We start from the raw sequence: 14,042 nt of genomic DNA, 5'->3' as shown, positions 1-14,042 counted from the left end.
TGCCGCTGGTGGCAGAGATACAAAAAAGGGCATGCGCCATGGCGCATGCCCCGTAGACGGCAGGAAGGGCGTTTTCAGCGTTCCACGGGATGCCCGCTCTGCATCCAGGCGGAAATGCCGTGGGAGAGGTGATAGACCGTTCCCGCTGCCGACTGTGCAAAATGCGGCAGGGCCTGCGACGAGCGGTTGCCCGTGCGGCAGTAGAGCAGCACGGGTGCCCCCTGGGGCAGGCTGTCCACCTGCATTTCAAAGCGCGGTCCGAAAAAGTCCATGTTGACGGCTCCGGGCAGATGGCCGCTGCGGAATTCTTCCGGCGTGCGGATGTCCACAATGGTCAGGCCCGCGGGCGGCTGCCGCAGCAGGGCTGCGGCCTCGTCAATGCTGGTTTCCCGGATTTCGGCAGCCTGGACGGCAGCGGCGCAGAGCAGCAGCAGTACCAGGCAGAAACTGCACAGCAGGCGCATGACGGCTCCTAGAAGGCCGCACGGGCGGCGGCAAAGCCGTCGGCCGCATGGCGGATAACGCTTTCATCCACGCAGAAGGCCAGGCGGAAGTGCCCCGGATAGCCGAAGCCGCTGCCCGGCACGGCCAGCACGCGTTCTTCCAGCAGGCGGTTCACAAAGGCCACGTCGTCGCCGCCGGGCGCCTTGGGGAAGAAGTAGAAGGCCCCGGCCGGCATGAGGAATTCATAGCCGGCGTTGGTGAGGACCTCGGCCATGGCCTTGCGCCGTGCCGCGTAGATGGACACGTCCACCTCGCTGCCCAGGGCGGCCTTCATGATATACTGGCCCACCACCGGGGGATTGACGAAGCCCAGGATGCGGTTGGTCAGGGTCAGGGCGGCCATGAGTTCTTCGTGTTCGCGCAGCAGGGGAGAAATGACCACATAGCCCAGGCGCTCGCCCGGCAGGGACATGTTCTTGGAGAAGGAACTCACGGCCACGCTGTAGCGGTAAAAGGCCAGCGGGGTGGGCACTTCCGCTCCGTCATAGGCCAGGAAGCGGTAGGGTTCGTCGGAGAGCAGCCAGATGGGCTTGCCCAGTTCCCTGGTCTTGCGGTCCAGCAGATCGCACAGGGCCTGGATTTCGTCGCGGCTGTAGATGACGCCGGTGGGGTTGTGGGGCGAGTTGATGAGCACCACGCGGGTTTTGGGCGTAATGGCGGCTTCCAGGGCCTCAAGGTCCGGGGCAAAGGTATCGGCCTTGCTCATGACGGTGCGCAGGGTGCCGCCGTGGTTGGCCACGTAGAAGCCGTATTCCACAAAGTAGGGGGCAAAGGTCAGCACCTCTTCCCCGGGATTGAGCACTGCGCGCAAAAAGGCATTGAGACCGCCGGCGGCCCCGCAGCTCAGCAGGACCTGACCGGCATGCAGGGGCAGGCCCCAGTCGCGGCTCAGATAGGCCGCCAGCTGGGCGCGCGCCCACGGGAAACCGGCATTGGACATATAGCCGAAGGCAAAGGGTTCGGAAGCGTGGTCGGCAAAGGCGCGCAGGCCCTGCTCCACCGCGGGCGGCGCGGGAAGATCGGGATTGCCAAGGCTGAAATCATAGACCTTGTCGGCGCCGTATTTGGCCTTGAGCTGGCCGCCGGCCTCGAACATGCGGCGAATCCAGGAGGCATGCTCCAGGTAGCCTGCAACACTGTCGGAAAGAATGGACATGGTTTGCCCTCCTAAACAAGTTGTCAATCTGTCGGGGATTGGTTATAGCTCTTAAGCATGGTCTATGGCAATTGCTACCAGGGAGGTTGTCATGCGGAATTTCCTTGTCCGTCGCGGGCTGGCGCCATGCTGCCTGCTGGCCGGAATGCTTCTGGGCGCCTGCGCCGGCAAAGAGGAGGCTCCGGCTCCGGAACCGGCACCTGCCGACATGAGCGTGGCCGTGGAAGTGCTGCCCGTGCATCAGTGCTCGCGTCTTTCGCCCCGCATTACGGTACGCAATGCCCCGGAAGGAACAACGCACTTTGATGTGCGCCTGCTGGAGAAGGCCCCGGTGGAACGCCTGCTGGGCGGCGGCTCCTGGACCAATGACGGATCGGGCGAGATTCCCGAAGGCGCGCTGACCAGGCTGTATTCCGGCCCCTGTCCGCCCAGTGGCGAAACGCGGCCCTACGTCTTTGTGGTTTCGGCCATGCGCACGGGGCTTGCGCAGCCCCTGGCCGTCCGTGTGTGCGAAGTCAAGCTGGAAGGCATGGAAAAGCGCAGCGGGAGCCTGTGGGGCGAAATCATGCGATAGTTTCCTGCCTTTGATGGTCATGACCGCTCTTCGGAGCGGTTTTTTTGTTTCCGCCGCCGGAAGCCGGTCCTGCGGGATCGCTGCGGGCGGCCCAACAGGCAGACAAGGAGGTTTGCCATGCTTGATCTTCTGCGGCGGCGCCGCAGCATCCGGCAGTTTACGGAAAAAGCCGTGGAGCCGGAAACGGTGCGTCGCCTTCTGGAGGCCGCGCTGCTGGCGCCGTCGTCCATGGGGCGGAAAAGCGTGGAACTTGTGGTGGTGCAGGACAGGAAGACCCTGGATCGACTGCGGGCCTGCAAGGCGCCGGGCACCGTGGCCCTGGCCACGGCACCGCTGGCCGTGGTGGTGGTGGCGGATACCTCCCGCAGCGATGTCTGGGTGGAGGATGCCTCGGTGGCCGCCATGCTCTTGCAGCTGGAAGCCGAAAGCGAGGGGCTGGGGTCCTGCTGGATACAGCTGCGCCTGCGCCGCAGCGCGGAAGAGCCGCCGCGTTCCTCGGAAGAGGCGGTGCGCGCCCTGCTGGGCATTCCCGACCACTATGGCGTGCTGTGCGCCCTGGCCGTGGGCTACCCGAATGAGCAGAAGGCCCCGCAGGACGCGGTGGATTTCTCCCGCGTGCATGAGGAGGGCTTTGCCCGGACCATGCGCTGACGCGCCAGCATATCTTGCCAGCAAGAAAACAGCCCCGCTGCCGGCACGGTATTCGTGCATGCAGCGGGGCTGTTCTTTTTTGCCGAAGGCGGGCCTAGTCCTCGTCGGGCATGTCGGGGATATCGGCCAGAGCCGAGGTGATGATGCGGCGGCGCTGGCGCTGAGCCGGAGCCGGAGCCGTTTCCGCCGGCGTGCGCTCCATCTGCGGGGCAGGCAGGCTGTTGTACAGCTGCCAGAAGGCCGGGAAAAGGGCCGTGATGTCACCGGGATTGCCCAGCCGCACCTGCTGACGGGGACCGCGGGCACAGGCGGCAATGGCCAGGGCCATGGCCCATACGGGCGTGGGCGCGTTCCAGCCGCGTCCCTGCGGGGTGTCTGTGTCGGTCGCGTCGCTGCGGTGCAGGGTGGCATCCTCGTCCAGCCGCAGTTGCAGGGCGTGGAAGAAACTTTCGGCATCGGTGCGGAAGGTTTCGTCGTGCAGCAGTTCCCGGGGCAGGCTGGCCGTGCCGGAGCGCAGGGCCGCCAGGGCCGCCATGGCCAGGACCAGCGGCTGCCAGCATGCCGGGAAGGCCGGCGGCAGGGCCACGGTGGGCAGTGTGGTCAGGGGCGCGTCCATGCTGAGAGAGAGGGCGCCATGCTCGCAGGCGGGGGCCATGCCCAGCAGGCGCAGCCAGTCCAGGCCGGCCTGCGCATCGGGCGTGGCGGGCCAGCGGCCTTCCAGGCGCACGCTGCCGCCCAGGGCCGGCGCCAGGGCCAGCAGACCCATGCCCAGCTCGGCTTCCAGCGGCAGGTCGGGATGCTGCGGGATGGACAGGCGGGAGGGCACCACGCGAAGCACCGTTCCCGTCTGATGCACATCGGCGCCGGCCTGTTGCAGGACAGGCAGTATGCGGGTCAGCAGCATGTCGCGCTGGGCAAGGTCTGTCAGGTCCAGCGACAGGGGCTGCGCATAGAAGGGCGCAGCCAGCAGCAGGCCTTCGGCCAGTTCCACGGGGGCATCGGCGGGCAGGCGCACGCTGTCCGGCAGCACGCCGGAACATTCCAGCCGCACGGGCAGACCGTCGCAGCGGGGGACGGCCTGGACCATGCGGGCGCCCATCTGGCCCACAAAGCGGCGGGCTACGGAAAAGTCCGCCAGGCGCAGGCTGGCATCCCCGATAAATTTGGCCCGTGACGGACGGCCCAGGAAATGCCCCAGCATCATGTAGAAATTCCATGCGCTGTCCCCCACGTGGATCACCTTGTCGGGCGTTCCCAGGGGCGGAGCCGGCAGCACGCTGACGCCGCTGCCCTCGCGCGTGAGGGCAGCGCCCAGCTGATTGAGCATTTTCACACAGTCCACGATGGGATCGTTCATAAGGCAGGGCGACAGGCGCAGGGGCTGGCCGGCGGCCGCAGCCAGATACAGCCAGGCGCGGGTGACACGGCAGGCCAGGGGAGCGCGCATGCTCAGGCGTACCGGCGCGGAGGCGGGAGCCAGATTGAAGGCCGGGCGCTTTTCGGCGGGTTCCTCATCGGGACGGGGCAGAAATTCCACTTCCTGCATGAGGGTGAAGAAGCGGCTGCTCAGGCGCGGGTCGCGGCTGAGGCGGGAGGCGGCGGCTTCCCAGGTTTCGCGCAGAAATTTTTCTTCGGCCGGATCCAGGTGGCCCTTGGCGTTGTACATGCGGCGCAGGAGATTATGGCGGCGCATGAGCAGGCGCAGAATGTCCCGGTCAATATCGCAGACAGATTCCCGCAGGGACTTGCGGGGGCGGGTATCGGTGGCGTGTTCGCTCATGAGTGCTCCTTGTGAGGGAGGGAGTCCCTACCGTGAGAACGGGCTGTCGTCAAGCTGTGGCACATGCTGTTAGCCCGAATTTGCGCGGCTGGCAAGCCATGACGGCAGGGAGAGCGTGCGGGAAAGCGCGGCAGACAGGCCGGCGTGACGACCTATTCCTGCAACAGAATGACGCTCAGCGGGCTGAACCAGGCATTGATTTCATTATCCGGCGCCAGTGCCGGCAGGCGTATGCCGTCTTGCAGCACACAGAGCTGCGTGCCGTCGGAGAGGCGGAGCAGAATTTCGCGCCAGCGCTCATCCTGCCGCACCTGCGTGATGCGGGCGCGAAAGCGGGTGGCATCGGGAGGCGGCGTCACGCCGTCCCCCACAAGATGGATAAGCGGCGACTTGATGTGCGCCACAAGGCGCTGTCCGTTGTGAATGTGCATGCGCCGCCGGCTGCCTTCCGTAATATAGGCCAGCAGGCTGAGGCCGCCGGGGGTGAGCAGTTCCACCGCCGAGACCAGGCCGCAGGGGCGGCAGCCGGTCACGCGGCCGTGCAGGCGGTTGCGGGCACTGCTTTTCCGGCCTTCCACTTCCTCTTCGGTCACATATTCGCACAGCAGGCCCTGTGCGGTATGGGGGGAACAGCGCAGCGATGCCGGGGCCTCCGGGCGGCTGCTGCGGCCAAGAAAACGGTCCAGAAGCGGGGCGGGCAGCCCCTGGCGCAGCAGCTCCCGTGCTCTGCCGAGGCGCAGCTGCCGCGCCGAAAGCAGACCGGGGGGAAGGCCGCAGTCCCTGGCGCAGCGGGCAAGGCTGCGGCGGATAAGGCTGGCATCGCAGCGCAGTTGCAGGGGCGCGCCAAAGCTCTGCGGGTCCGCGAGGGTGGTCCGCAGGCTGCGGGCCACGTGCGGCGGCAGGGGAACGGTGCGCGCATGCCTGCCGGCAATGTGCAGGCTGGCGCGTTCCCAGTCCAGGTCTTCCTCGCGCAGGGCGAAGATTTCCACCAGGCGCAGGCCCCCGTAGCGCAGCAGCAGAAAAATGATCCAGAGGCGCAGCCGGGCGCTGCGTTCCGGCAGGGTGCGGGCCGTCAGACAGCGCTGGCGGAACCATTCCTCCGCGGCCCGGCACTCGTCTGCCGCCAGCTGCGGGGCTTCCTCCGTCAGCGCGTGGGAGACCCGGCGCTGGAGGCGCTGGCGCAGCCACTGCCTGTCGCGGCTGCTCAGGGAGCGCCAGAGGGTTTCCAGCCTGTCACGTTCAGAAGCAGCATTTTTTGCCATGCGGCATCTTAGTATGAAAAATCAGCAGGCTGCAAGCATATTTCCCTGTCACGCTTTTGGGGGGAAACGTGAGCTGCTTGTCAGGATGCGGGGGACAGGGCATGACAGACGCATGGTTTTTTGGTGCAAACATAGTGAGGGGAGAGCACATATGCGAACATGGTTTGTTTTGACCTGGCGGCGTGGCGGCGTGGCGGCCCTGCTGCTGGCTGTCCTGCTGCTGGCGGCTCCGGCTGCGGCCATGGCCGAGGAAATGATCGTTTCCGGTGCGGCCAGTCTGACCAATGCCTTTGGCGAGCTGAAAAGTCTGTTTGAAAAAAAGAACCCTGGTCTGGTGGTGCATACCAATTATGCGGCGTCCAATCCGCTGCTCAAGCAGATGCAGGAAGGCGCGCCGGTGGACGTTTTTGCCTCGGCTGACCAGGAGACCATGGACAAGGCCGTGGCTTCCGGGGTGGTGGACCCGGCCACGCGGCGTGATTTTGTGCGAAATGAACTGGTGCTCATCGTGCCTGCCGGCAGCAAGAAGCTGGGCAGCATGGAGGACCTGAAGGGCTGTAAGCGCATAGCGGTGGGGAATCCCGACTCCGTTCCCGCCGGCCGCTATGCGCGGCAGGCCCTGACCCATGCCGGTCTGTGGGATGCCGTGCAGCCCGCGCTGATCATGGGCAACAGTGTGCGTCAGGTACTGGACTACGTGGCGCGCGGTGAGGTGGACGCGGGCTTCGTCTACGCCACGGATGCCAGGCAGATGGCACAGAAGGTGGACGTGGCGCTGGTGGCGCAGGGGCATACCCCCGTGCTCTATCCCGTGGCCGTGGCCACCACCGGCAAGAATCCCGCGCGCGGCAGGGACTTTGTGGAATTCCTGTTCTCGGAGGAGGGGGCCGCCGTTCTGGCGCGCTATGGCTTCTCCCGTCCGTAAGGACGACCGCCGCCGGCAGGAACTGTTCTGCCGTATTCCATTCTTTTGCTGCACGCACATGACGGACGGGCGGACCTCCCCCTGGGGAGGCTCCGCCCTCCGCTGTATGGTGCGAGGTGTCTTTCCGTATGGATGATCAGCTTGCCCTGTTCTTTCCCCTCATGCTGTCGCTCAAGGTTGCGGCCCTGGCCACGTTTTTTTCCTCGATCGGCGCCCTGGCCCTGGCTCGTCTGCTGCTGCGGCGGTCCGGCCCCCTGCCGGCCGTCATCGATGCCCTGTGCTCCCTGCCGCTTGTGCTGCCGCCCACGGTGGTGGGCTATTATCTCATCATGCTGTTGGGCCGGCGGGGAGTGCTGGGGCAGTGGCTGGCCGATGTGGGCATCACGCTTATCTTTTCCTGGCAGGGGGCCGTGGTGGCCGCCACGGTGGTGGTCTTTCCCCTCATCTACAAATCGGCCCGCGCGGCCCTGGAACAGGTGGACGAACGCGTGGAGAACGCCGCCCGCACGCTGGGGGCATCGGAATGGCGCGTTTTTGCCAGCGTGTCCCTGCCGCTGGCCGCGCGCGGCATCATCGCCGGTCTCATGCTGGCCTTTGCGCGCGGCATGGGCGAATTCGGCGCCACGCTCATGCTGGCCGGCAATATTCCCGGCCGGACGCAGACGCTGGCCCTGGCCATCTATGATGCCTTTCAGGCCGGAAACGATGCCCGCGCCACGCTGCTTGTGCTGGTGACATCGGGACTGTGCATCGGCCTGCTGGCCTCGGCCGAGCTGCTGCGCTTCCGGCGCAGGCGGGCCGCACTGCCCGCGGGAGACGGACGGGCACCCGTGAAAGATGGCACAGGTGCCGGGGAGGACGCGGCATGATCGATCTGTCGCTGCACATGAATCTGTGGGCTGGGGGCAGCCGCTTCCGCCTGGATGTGGATTATGGCCTGGACCTGTCCTGCGGACCGGCGGTGCTCTTTGGCCCGTCGGGATCGGGCAAGACCCTGACGCTGCACTGCCTGGCCGGGCTGCAACGCCCGCAGCAGGGGCGCATTGCCCTGGACGACGAATGCCTTTTTGATTCGGCACAGGACATCTGCCTGCCGGCCAGGCAGCGCCGCCTGGGCTACATGTTTCAGGATTATGCCCTTTTTCCCCACCTGAGCATTCTGCACAATGTGGCCTATGCCCGGACAGGGCTGCTGCCCTGGCGCCTGAGCCGCGAGGTGCAGGACGAGGCCATGAACATGCTGGAGCGTTTCGGGCTGGCCGCCATGGCCCGACGCCGGCCGGCGGAGATTTCCGGCGGGCAGCGGCAGCGGGCGGCCCTGGCGCGTGCCCTGTTTTCCCGCCCGCGGCTGCTGCTGCTGGATGAACCCTTTTCGGCCCTGGACCCGCTCTTGCGCGAACGCCTGCGCCTGGAGCTGCTGCACAGCGTCCGGGAGGCCGGCATTCCGGTGATCATGATTACCCATGACCCGGAGGACGTGGAAGTCTTTGCCACGTCGCTGGTGGTGTACCGTGGCGGCCGGGCACATACGGTGAAAAATTACCGCCAAATCCGGCGCCAGTACGCGGACAGCGCTACTTGTCTGAAAAATCTCATGAAGGTTTGATTGTCGGGACAAAGTTTATAACTATGCTTAATCATTATATAAAATCATTTTATCTTTCTGGGCAGAAAATGTTGTGAAAAAAAATTTTATTAGGTAATTCCGCAAGTTACGTCTATTTTTTTGGAATGCTGTTGACATGGCTCCTGAAAAGCCGTATGAAGGACTCATGCGCCCCCAAGCTCGCGCGGGGGAGGCATGGCAAGCCTGAGGCTGCCACGCACCGCACGGTGCTCTGGTCCCGGACAGTCCCCCTGTCCGGCTGTGTTCACAATAAACAGTGTGCATAAGGAGCGTTTTATGCCCAAGATGACTCCCAGTGAGGCGATGGCCGAAGTTCTGGTGCAGGAAGGTGTCAAGCACGTCAGCGGTATCCTGGGTTCTGCGTACATGGACCTGCTGGACCTGTTCCCCGCTGCCGGCATCGATTTCATTTCTGTGCGCCACGAGCAGACCGCCGGCCACATGGAAGATGCTTTCTGCCGTCTGACTGGTAAGGCCGGTGTGGTTATCGGCCAGAACGGTCCCGGCATCACCAACTACGTGACCGCCGTGGCGACCGCCAATATGGCCCACACCCCCATGGTCATCATTTCGCCCAGCGCCGGCTCCGCTTCCATCGGTTGGGACGGCTTCCAGGAATGCGACACGTGGAATCTCTTCAAGCCCGTGACCAAGGCTTCCCTGCGCGTGCCGCATCCGAAACGTGCTGCCGACGTGCTCCGCACGGCCTTCCGCTCCGCCTATGCCCTGCGTGGCCCCGTCCTCGTGGACATTCCGCGCGACTACTTCTACGGCGAGCTGGATGAAGAAATCCTGCAGCCCAGCCAGTACCGCGTGGCCCCCGGCGGCATCGGCAATCCGGAACAGTTCAAGCATGCTGTGGAAGTGCTGAAGGATGCCAAAAAGCCCGTGGTCGTGGCCGGCCGCGGCGTGGTTGACGCCGACTGCGTGGAAACCGTCAAGGCCCTGGCCGAACACCTCGGCGCCCCTGTGGCCTGCACCTACCTGCATAACGATGCCTTCCCCTGCGATCATCCGCTGTGGGCCGGCCCCATCGGCTACATGGGTTCCCATGCCGCCATGCGCCTCATGCAGGAAGCTGACGTTATCCTGGCCATCGGCACCCGCCTGTCCTACTTCGGCACCCTGCCCCAGGACGGCATCAACTACTTCCCCAAGACCGCCAAGATCGTGCAGATCGACATCAACCCGCTGCACATCGCCAAGACCCATCCCATCACCGTGGGTCTGTGCGCCGACGCCGGCGACGCTTCCGTGGAACTGCTGAAGCAGCTGCGTGAAGGCACCAAGCCCTGCGCCGACCTCTCCGCCGTGTACAACCGCGTGAAGGCCGAGCTGGACATCTGGCACAAGGAAATTGACGAGATCGCCAACGAGCCCACCCTGGAAGGCCGCATGCATCCTCGCAAGGCCCTGGAAGTGGTCGGCAAGTTCGTCACCGACAGCAATGCCATCGCGACGACCGACATCGGCAATACCTCCTCCACGGCCAACAGCTACCTGCGCTTCAAGAACCCCAAGCGCCACATCGCTACCCTGACCTTCGGCAACACCGGCTTTGCCTACCAGGCCGCCCTGGGTGCGCAGCTGGCCTGCCCCGACGATGTGGTCCTCTCCATTGCCGGCGACGGCGCCTGGGGCATGAGCCTGTTTGAAGTGCCCACCGCCTGCCAGTTCAACCTGCCCGTCATCGCCACCGTGTACAACAACGGTGCCTGGTGCGCGGAAAAGAAGAACCAGGTGGACTTCTACAACAACCGCTTCGTGGGCGCCGACATCTGGTCCAAGTCCTACGCCAAAATCGCCGAAGCCATGGGCGCCGACGGCTACACCGTCAACACCCAGGCTGACCTGGCCGAAGCTCTCGACACCGCCAAGAAGAACCGCCGTCCTGCCGTGATCGAAATCATGACCGACGGTACCCGTCTGGCTCCGCCTTTCCGTCGTGACGCTCTGGCCCTGCCCACCCGCTTCCTGCCCAAGTACGAGCACCTGGACAAGAAGCACTTCGCGAAGTAAGTCCCTGAACAGAATGCGGCCCCGCTCCGGCGGGGCCGCCATAGGGCGGGAAGCGATTCCCGCCCTTTCTGTTTTACGGCAGCCTGTGCAGACAGGTCTGACAGCCCTCCGGCAGGTGGCGCCGTGCCCTGTCGCCGGCATACGCTCGCCGCGAGACGACGCGTACCGGGCCTGTCTGTGGCAGTCGCCTGCGTGAATCGCCGCCAGCCGGGGGCTGGGTCCTGCGGCGGCAAAGGAGCAGCATCATGAGCACGCCTTTTCTGAAGCGCACGGCCTATACCGGTCCCGTACAGGCCATTATTCTTGACTGGGCGGGAACAACCGTTGACCACGGCTGCCGTGGCCCGGTGGCCGTATTTTCCCGCGCTTTCGCGCAGTATGGCATTGACCCCACCGTGGAGGAGGTGCGCGGCCCCATGGGCTGCGACAAGCGCGAGCATGTGCAGCGCATGCTGGCCATGCCCCGCCTGGCTGCCCTGTGGCAGGAAGCGCACGGCGCGTTGCCCGACGATGCCGCAATCGACACGATTTATGCACGGGTGCAGGAACTCATGCCCGAAACCCTGGCCGACTATGCCACACCTGTTCCGGGCTGGGTGGATGCCTGCGCTGCCCTGAAAGCCCGCGGCATCAGGATCGGTTCCTGCACCGGCTATACCCGCGACATGGTGGTACGCCTGGAACCGCGCGCGGCAGCCCTGGGCTATGTGCCGGATGCCTTCGTCACCTCGGATGAAGTGCCCGTGGGCCGCCCCTGGCCCTGGATGGCCTACCTCAACTGCCAGCGCCTGGGCGTGCATCCGCTGGAAGCCTGCATCAAGGTGGGGGATACGGTGGCGGACGTGGAGGAAGGCATCAATGCCGGCATGTGGGTAGTGGGGGTCACTCGCACCAGCAATGCCCTGGGCCTGACGGCAGAGGAAGCCGCGGCCCTGCCTGCTGCGGAGCTGGCCGCGCGGGAAGCGGCCTTTGCCAGGGTGCTGCGCGAGGCCGGTGCCCAGTATGTGCTGCACAGCGTGGCCGAGCTGCCCGCGCTGGTGGATACGGTGGAAGCCCGCCTGGCCAGAGGTGAGCGCCCCTGGTAGACGGCGTGGACACGGCAGCATGCCCTGCCCGGGCACGCCGCGCATTTTTGATGCGGTCTGTTTCTGGCCGCATGCCACACGAGGGAACGGCGCCATCTGGTGATGGCGGCCGTTCCCGCTGTTTTGCAGGTGCCCGCATGGGCATGCAGGGGAAACGTGGCAGTGAATCTCACATTGTGCGTTTACGGGGCGGGGGGTGAGGCAGCTGGCCCGGTGGCCTGATAGGCAGGGGGCCGGCCCTCACCGACAACGGCGGTAGCCGGAATGCCGGCAAATGTGGCGCAGTGCGTGTGCATCATGCGCATCATGCGCAGCATGGGCCACCATGGGCACAACGGGCCGTCATCGGGCACCATGTCCCCATGACCACAGCAGGGCGGCAGAGGAAGTGGCGCACGGCGCAGAAACGGGACGAAGAGACAAAAAAACGGCGGGTATCGCTGGATACTCGCCGTAATGCTTTCCGTGGCGGAGAGGGAGGGATTTGAACCCTCGATACAGGTTTAAGCCCGTATACTCGCTTAGCAGGCGAGCTCCTTCGGCCGACTCGGACACCTCTCCGCAGCCTGACAAAACGTCAGGTACAGGCGGCACTATAGCCGCGGCGGGGCGGTGTGTCAAGCAAAATGCCGCAAAAAGGCGTCTGCCCTTCGGCGGCCGGCCCCGTACAGACATTGACCACTATGCGCGGCTGGCGTAAACTTTTCGGCTCAATACCTGTGCGAGGATATGACATGACCGAATCCGTTTCCCAGAATGTGGCCGGCGGCGAAACCGCCGACAAGGCCGGGGTGGACTTTGTCCGCGCCCGCATCATGGACGACAATGCGTCGGGGCGCTTCGGCGGGGTGGTGCATACGCGTTTTCCCCCGGAACCCAACGGCTATCTGCACCTCGGGCACGCCAAGTCCATCTGTCTGAACTTTGGTGTGGCGCGTGAATTCGGCGGCCTGTGCAACCTGCGCTTTGACGATACCAACCCCACCAAGGAAGAAACCGAATATGTGGACGCCATCCGCGAGGATGTGCGCTGGCTGGGGGGAGACTGGCAGGACAGGGAATTCTACGCCTCCAACTATTTTGAACAGCTGTACGCGTATGCCGAGCAGCTCATCCGCATGGGCAAGGCCTATGTGGACGACCTGAGCGCCGATGAAATCCGCGAATACCGCGGCACCCTCACCAGTCCGGGCCGGGAAAGCCCCTGGCGCAACCGCAGCGTGGAGGAAAACCTGGACCTTTTCCGCCGCATGCGCGCCGGCGAATTTGCCGATGGCGAGCATGTGCTGCGGGCCAAGATCGACATGGCCTCGCCCAATCTGGTCATGCGGGACCCCACCATCTACCGCATCCGGCATGCGTCGCATCATCGCACCGGCGATGCGTGGTGCATCTATCCCATGTATGACTTCACGCACTGCCTGTCCGACTCCATCGAGGGCATTACCCACTCCCTGTGCACGCTGGAATTCGTGAACAACCGCGAACTCTACGACTGGGTGCTGGATACGCTGGGTGTATACCATCCCCAGCAGATTGAATTTGCCCGACTGAGCCTGACGCATACGGTGCTTTCCAAGCGCAAGCTCATCCAGCTGGTGCGCGAAGGCCACGTGCGCGGCTGGGATGATCCGCGCATGCCCACCCTCTGCGGCCTGCGGCGGCGCGGCGTGCCCCCGGAAGCCCTGCACGATTTCTGCCGGCGCATCGGTCTGGCCCGGACCGACTCCACGGTGGAATATTCCCTGCTGGAATTCTGCATCCGCGAATATCTCAATGCCCATACGGCACGCGTCATGGCAGTGCTGGACCCCGTAAAGGTGATCATCGACAATTACCCCCAGGGGCAGGAAGAATGCTTCGAGATGCCGTATCATCCCGAAGACCCATCCTACGGCAGCCGCACGGTACCCTTTTCCCGCGAGCTGTGGATCGAGCGGGACGACTTCCGCCAGGATCCGCCCAAGAAGTATTTCCGCCTGGCGCCCGGGGCGGAAGTGCGCCTGCGCTATGCCTACTTCATCACCTGCCGCGAGGCGGTCTACGACGAGGCCGGAAATCTGAAGGAACTGCACTGCACCTATGATCCCGCCAGCCGCGGGGGGCAGAGTCCCGACGGACGCAAGGTCAAGGGCACCATTCACTGGGTCAGCGCGGCGCATGCCCTGCCGGCCACGGTGCGCCTGTATGACCATCTCTTTGCGGCGGAAAATCCCAATGCCATGCCCGAAGGCCAGACCTTCCTGGATGCCCTGAATCCTCACTCCCTGCGGGAAGTGACCGCCATGCTGGAACCGGCCCTGGCGGATCTGCCCGTGGGCAGGACAGTGCAGTTCGAGCGGCTGGGATATTTCTGCAAGGACAAGGACAGTACGGACAGCCTGCCCGTGTTCAACCGTACCGTGGGCCTGCGGGACAGCTGGGCCAAGATGGAAAAGAAGGGCTAGGCGCTGCCTGCC

Annotated in this window: 12 protein-coding genes and 1 tRNA gene; 8 read left to right on the top strand and 5 right to left on the bottom strand. The window is 64.9% G+C overall.

The genetic code is table 11. The features are described 5' to 3' along the window. Nucleotides 1-74: 74 nt before the first annotated feature. Nucleotides 75-464 (bottom strand): rhodanese-like domain-containing protein, encoded by a 390-nt coding sequence (locus Q0J57_RS03835; protein ID WP_297217252.1) that lies wholly within the window; start codon nt 462-464, stop codon nt 75-77. An 8-nt stretch (nt 465-472) separates the two neighbouring features. After that, entirely contained in the window at nt 473-1,660 is a 1,188-nt protein-coding gene (locus Q0J57_RS03830) for a pyridoxal phosphate-dependent aminotransferase (RefSeq protein WP_297217250.1), read from the bottom strand. Between the two features lie 91 nt (nt 1,661-1,751). Between Q0J57_RS03830 and Q0J57_RS03825 the strand changes: the two genes are divergently transcribed. Then, entirely contained in the window at nt 1,752-2,234 is a 483-nt protein-coding gene (locus Q0J57_RS03825) for an MbtF (RefSeq protein WP_297217248.1), read from the top strand. Nucleotides 2,235-2,351: 117 nt separating this feature from the next. Beyond that, nucleotides 2,352-2,885 (top strand): nitroreductase family protein, encoded by a 534-nt coding sequence (locus Q0J57_RS03820; RefSeq protein WP_297217247.1) that lies wholly within the window; start codon nt 2,352-2,354, stop codon nt 2,883-2,885. Nucleotides 2,886-2,979: 94 nt separating this feature from the next. Here Q0J57_RS03820 and Q0J57_RS03815 read toward each other — a convergent pair whose 3' ends face one another. Continuing rightward, entirely contained in the window at nt 2,980-4,665 is a 1,686-nt protein-coding gene (locus Q0J57_RS03815) for a 3-phosphoshikimate 1-carboxyvinyltransferase (RefSeq protein ID WP_297217245.1), read from the bottom strand. Nucleotides 4,666-4,817: 152 nt separating this feature from the next. Continuing rightward, the gene (locus Q0J57_RS03810) at nt 4,818-5,927 is read right to left on the bottom strand and encodes a TOBE domain-containing protein (RefSeq protein ID WP_297217243.1); all 1,110 of its coding nucleotides are present in this window, start codon (nt 5,925-5,927) and stop codon (nt 4,818-4,820) included. Between the two features lie 151 nt (nt 5,928-6,078). Between Q0J57_RS03810 and modA the strand changes: the two genes are divergently transcribed. The 5 genes from modA to phnX all read left to right on the top strand — a co-directional run bounded on the left by modA (nt 6,079) and on the right by phnX (nt 11,583). Further along, complete coding sequence (gene modA / locus Q0J57_RS03805; RefSeq protein ID WP_297217241.1) at nt 6,079-6,852, top strand: molybdate ABC transporter substrate-binding protein; 774 nt, start codon at nt 6,079-6,081, stop codon at nt 6,850-6,852. 128 nt (nt 6,853-6,980) lie between these two features. Then, the gene (gene modB, locus Q0J57_RS03800; RefSeq protein WP_297217240.1) at nt 6,981-7,721 is read left to right on the top strand and encodes a molybdate ABC transporter permease subunit; all 741 of its coding nucleotides are present in this window, start codon (nt 6,981-6,983) and stop codon (nt 7,719-7,721) included. Next, a complete protein-coding gene (locus Q0J57_RS03795; protein WP_297217238.1) occupies nt 7,718-8,458 on the top strand; it encodes an ATP-binding cassette domain-containing protein in 741 nt (246 codons plus the stop codon). Before modB ends, Q0J57_RS03795 begins: the two co-directional genes overlap by 4 nt. 297 nt (nt 8,459-8,755) lie before the next feature. Further along, on the top strand, nt 8,756-10,498 hold the full coding sequence (gene xsc, locus Q0J57_RS03790) for a sulfoacetaldehyde acetyltransferase (protein WP_297217235.1): 1,743 nt from the start codon (nt 8,756-8,758) through the stop codon (nt 10,496-10,498). A gap of 245 nt (nt 10,499-10,743) precedes the next feature. Beyond that, nucleotides 10,744-11,583, top strand: a complete 840-nt coding sequence (gene phnX, locus Q0J57_RS03785) for a phosphonoacetaldehyde hydrolase (protein ID WP_297217233.1) — start codon at nt 10,744-10,746, stop codon at nt 11,581-11,583. A 466-nt stretch (nt 11,584-12,049) separates the two neighbouring features. Here phnX and Q0J57_RS03780 read toward each other — a convergent pair. Continuing rightward, nucleotides 12,050-12,144 (bottom strand) — tRNA-Ser (locus Q0J57_RS03780). 173 nt (nt 12,145-12,317) lie between these two features. Here Q0J57_RS03780 and Q0J57_RS03775 point away from each other — a divergent pair. Continuing rightward, complete coding sequence (locus Q0J57_RS03775; RefSeq protein ID WP_297217231.1) at nt 12,318-14,030, top strand: glutamine--tRNA ligase/YqeY domain fusion protein; 1,713 nt, start codon at nt 12,318-12,320, stop codon at nt 14,028-14,030. The last annotated feature ends 12 nt before the right edge of the window (nt 14,031-14,042 follow it).

The sequence above is a fragment of the uncultured Desulfovibrio sp. genome (assembly GCF_944324505.1).
Lineage (GTDB): Bacteria > Desulfobacterota > Desulfovibrionia > Desulfovibrionales > Desulfovibrionaceae > Desulfovibrio.
This window is presented reverse-complemented; position numbering and strand designations above follow the sequence as displayed.

Bases quoted from the DNA above. Each gene is read 5' to 3' on its own strand.
- Q0J57_RS03835 (WP_297217252.1), bottom strand. From the start codon at position 464: ATGCGCCTGCTGTGCAGTTTCTGCCTGGTACTGCTGCTGCTCTGCGCC.
- Q0J57_RS03830 (WP_297217250.1), bottom strand. From the start codon at position 1,660: ATGTCCATTCTTTCCGACAGTGTTGCAGGCTACCTGGAGCATGCCTCC.
- Q0J57_RS03825 (WP_297217248.1), top strand. From the start codon at position 1,752: ATGCGGAATTTCCTTGTCCGTCGCGGGCTGGCGCCATGCTGCCTGCTG.
- Q0J57_RS03820 (WP_297217247.1), top strand. From the start codon at position 2,352: ATGCTTGATCTTCTGCGGCGGCGCCGCAGCATCCGGCAGTTTACGGAA.
- Q0J57_RS03815 (WP_297217245.1), bottom strand. From the start codon at position 4,665: ATGAGCGAACACGCCACCGATACCCGCCCCCGCAAGTCCCTGCGGGAA.
- Q0J57_RS03810 (WP_297217243.1), bottom strand. From the start codon at position 5,927: ATGGCAAAAAATGCTGCTTCTGAACGTGACAGGCTGGAAACCCTCTGG.
- modA (WP_297217241.1), top strand. From the start codon at position 6,079: ATGCGAACATGGTTTGTTTTGACCTGGCGGCGTGGCGGCGTGGCGGCC.
- modB (WP_297217240.1), top strand. From the start codon at position 6,981: ATGGATGATCAGCTTGCCCTGTTCTTTCCCCTCATGCTGTCGCTCAAG.
- Q0J57_RS03795 (WP_297217238.1), top strand. From the start codon at position 7,718: ATGATCGATCTGTCGCTGCACATGAATCTGTGGGCTGGGGGCAGCCGC.
- xsc (WP_297217235.1), top strand. From the start codon at position 8,756: ATGCCCAAGATGACTCCCAGTGAGGCGATGGCCGAAGTTCTGGTGCAG.
- phnX (WP_297217233.1), top strand. From the start codon at position 10,744: ATGAGCACGCCTTTTCTGAAGCGCACGGCCTATACCGGTCCCGTACAG.
- Q0J57_RS03775 (WP_297217231.1), top strand. From the start codon at position 12,318: ATGACCGAATCCGTTTCCCAGAATGTGGCCGGCGGCGAAACCGCCGAC.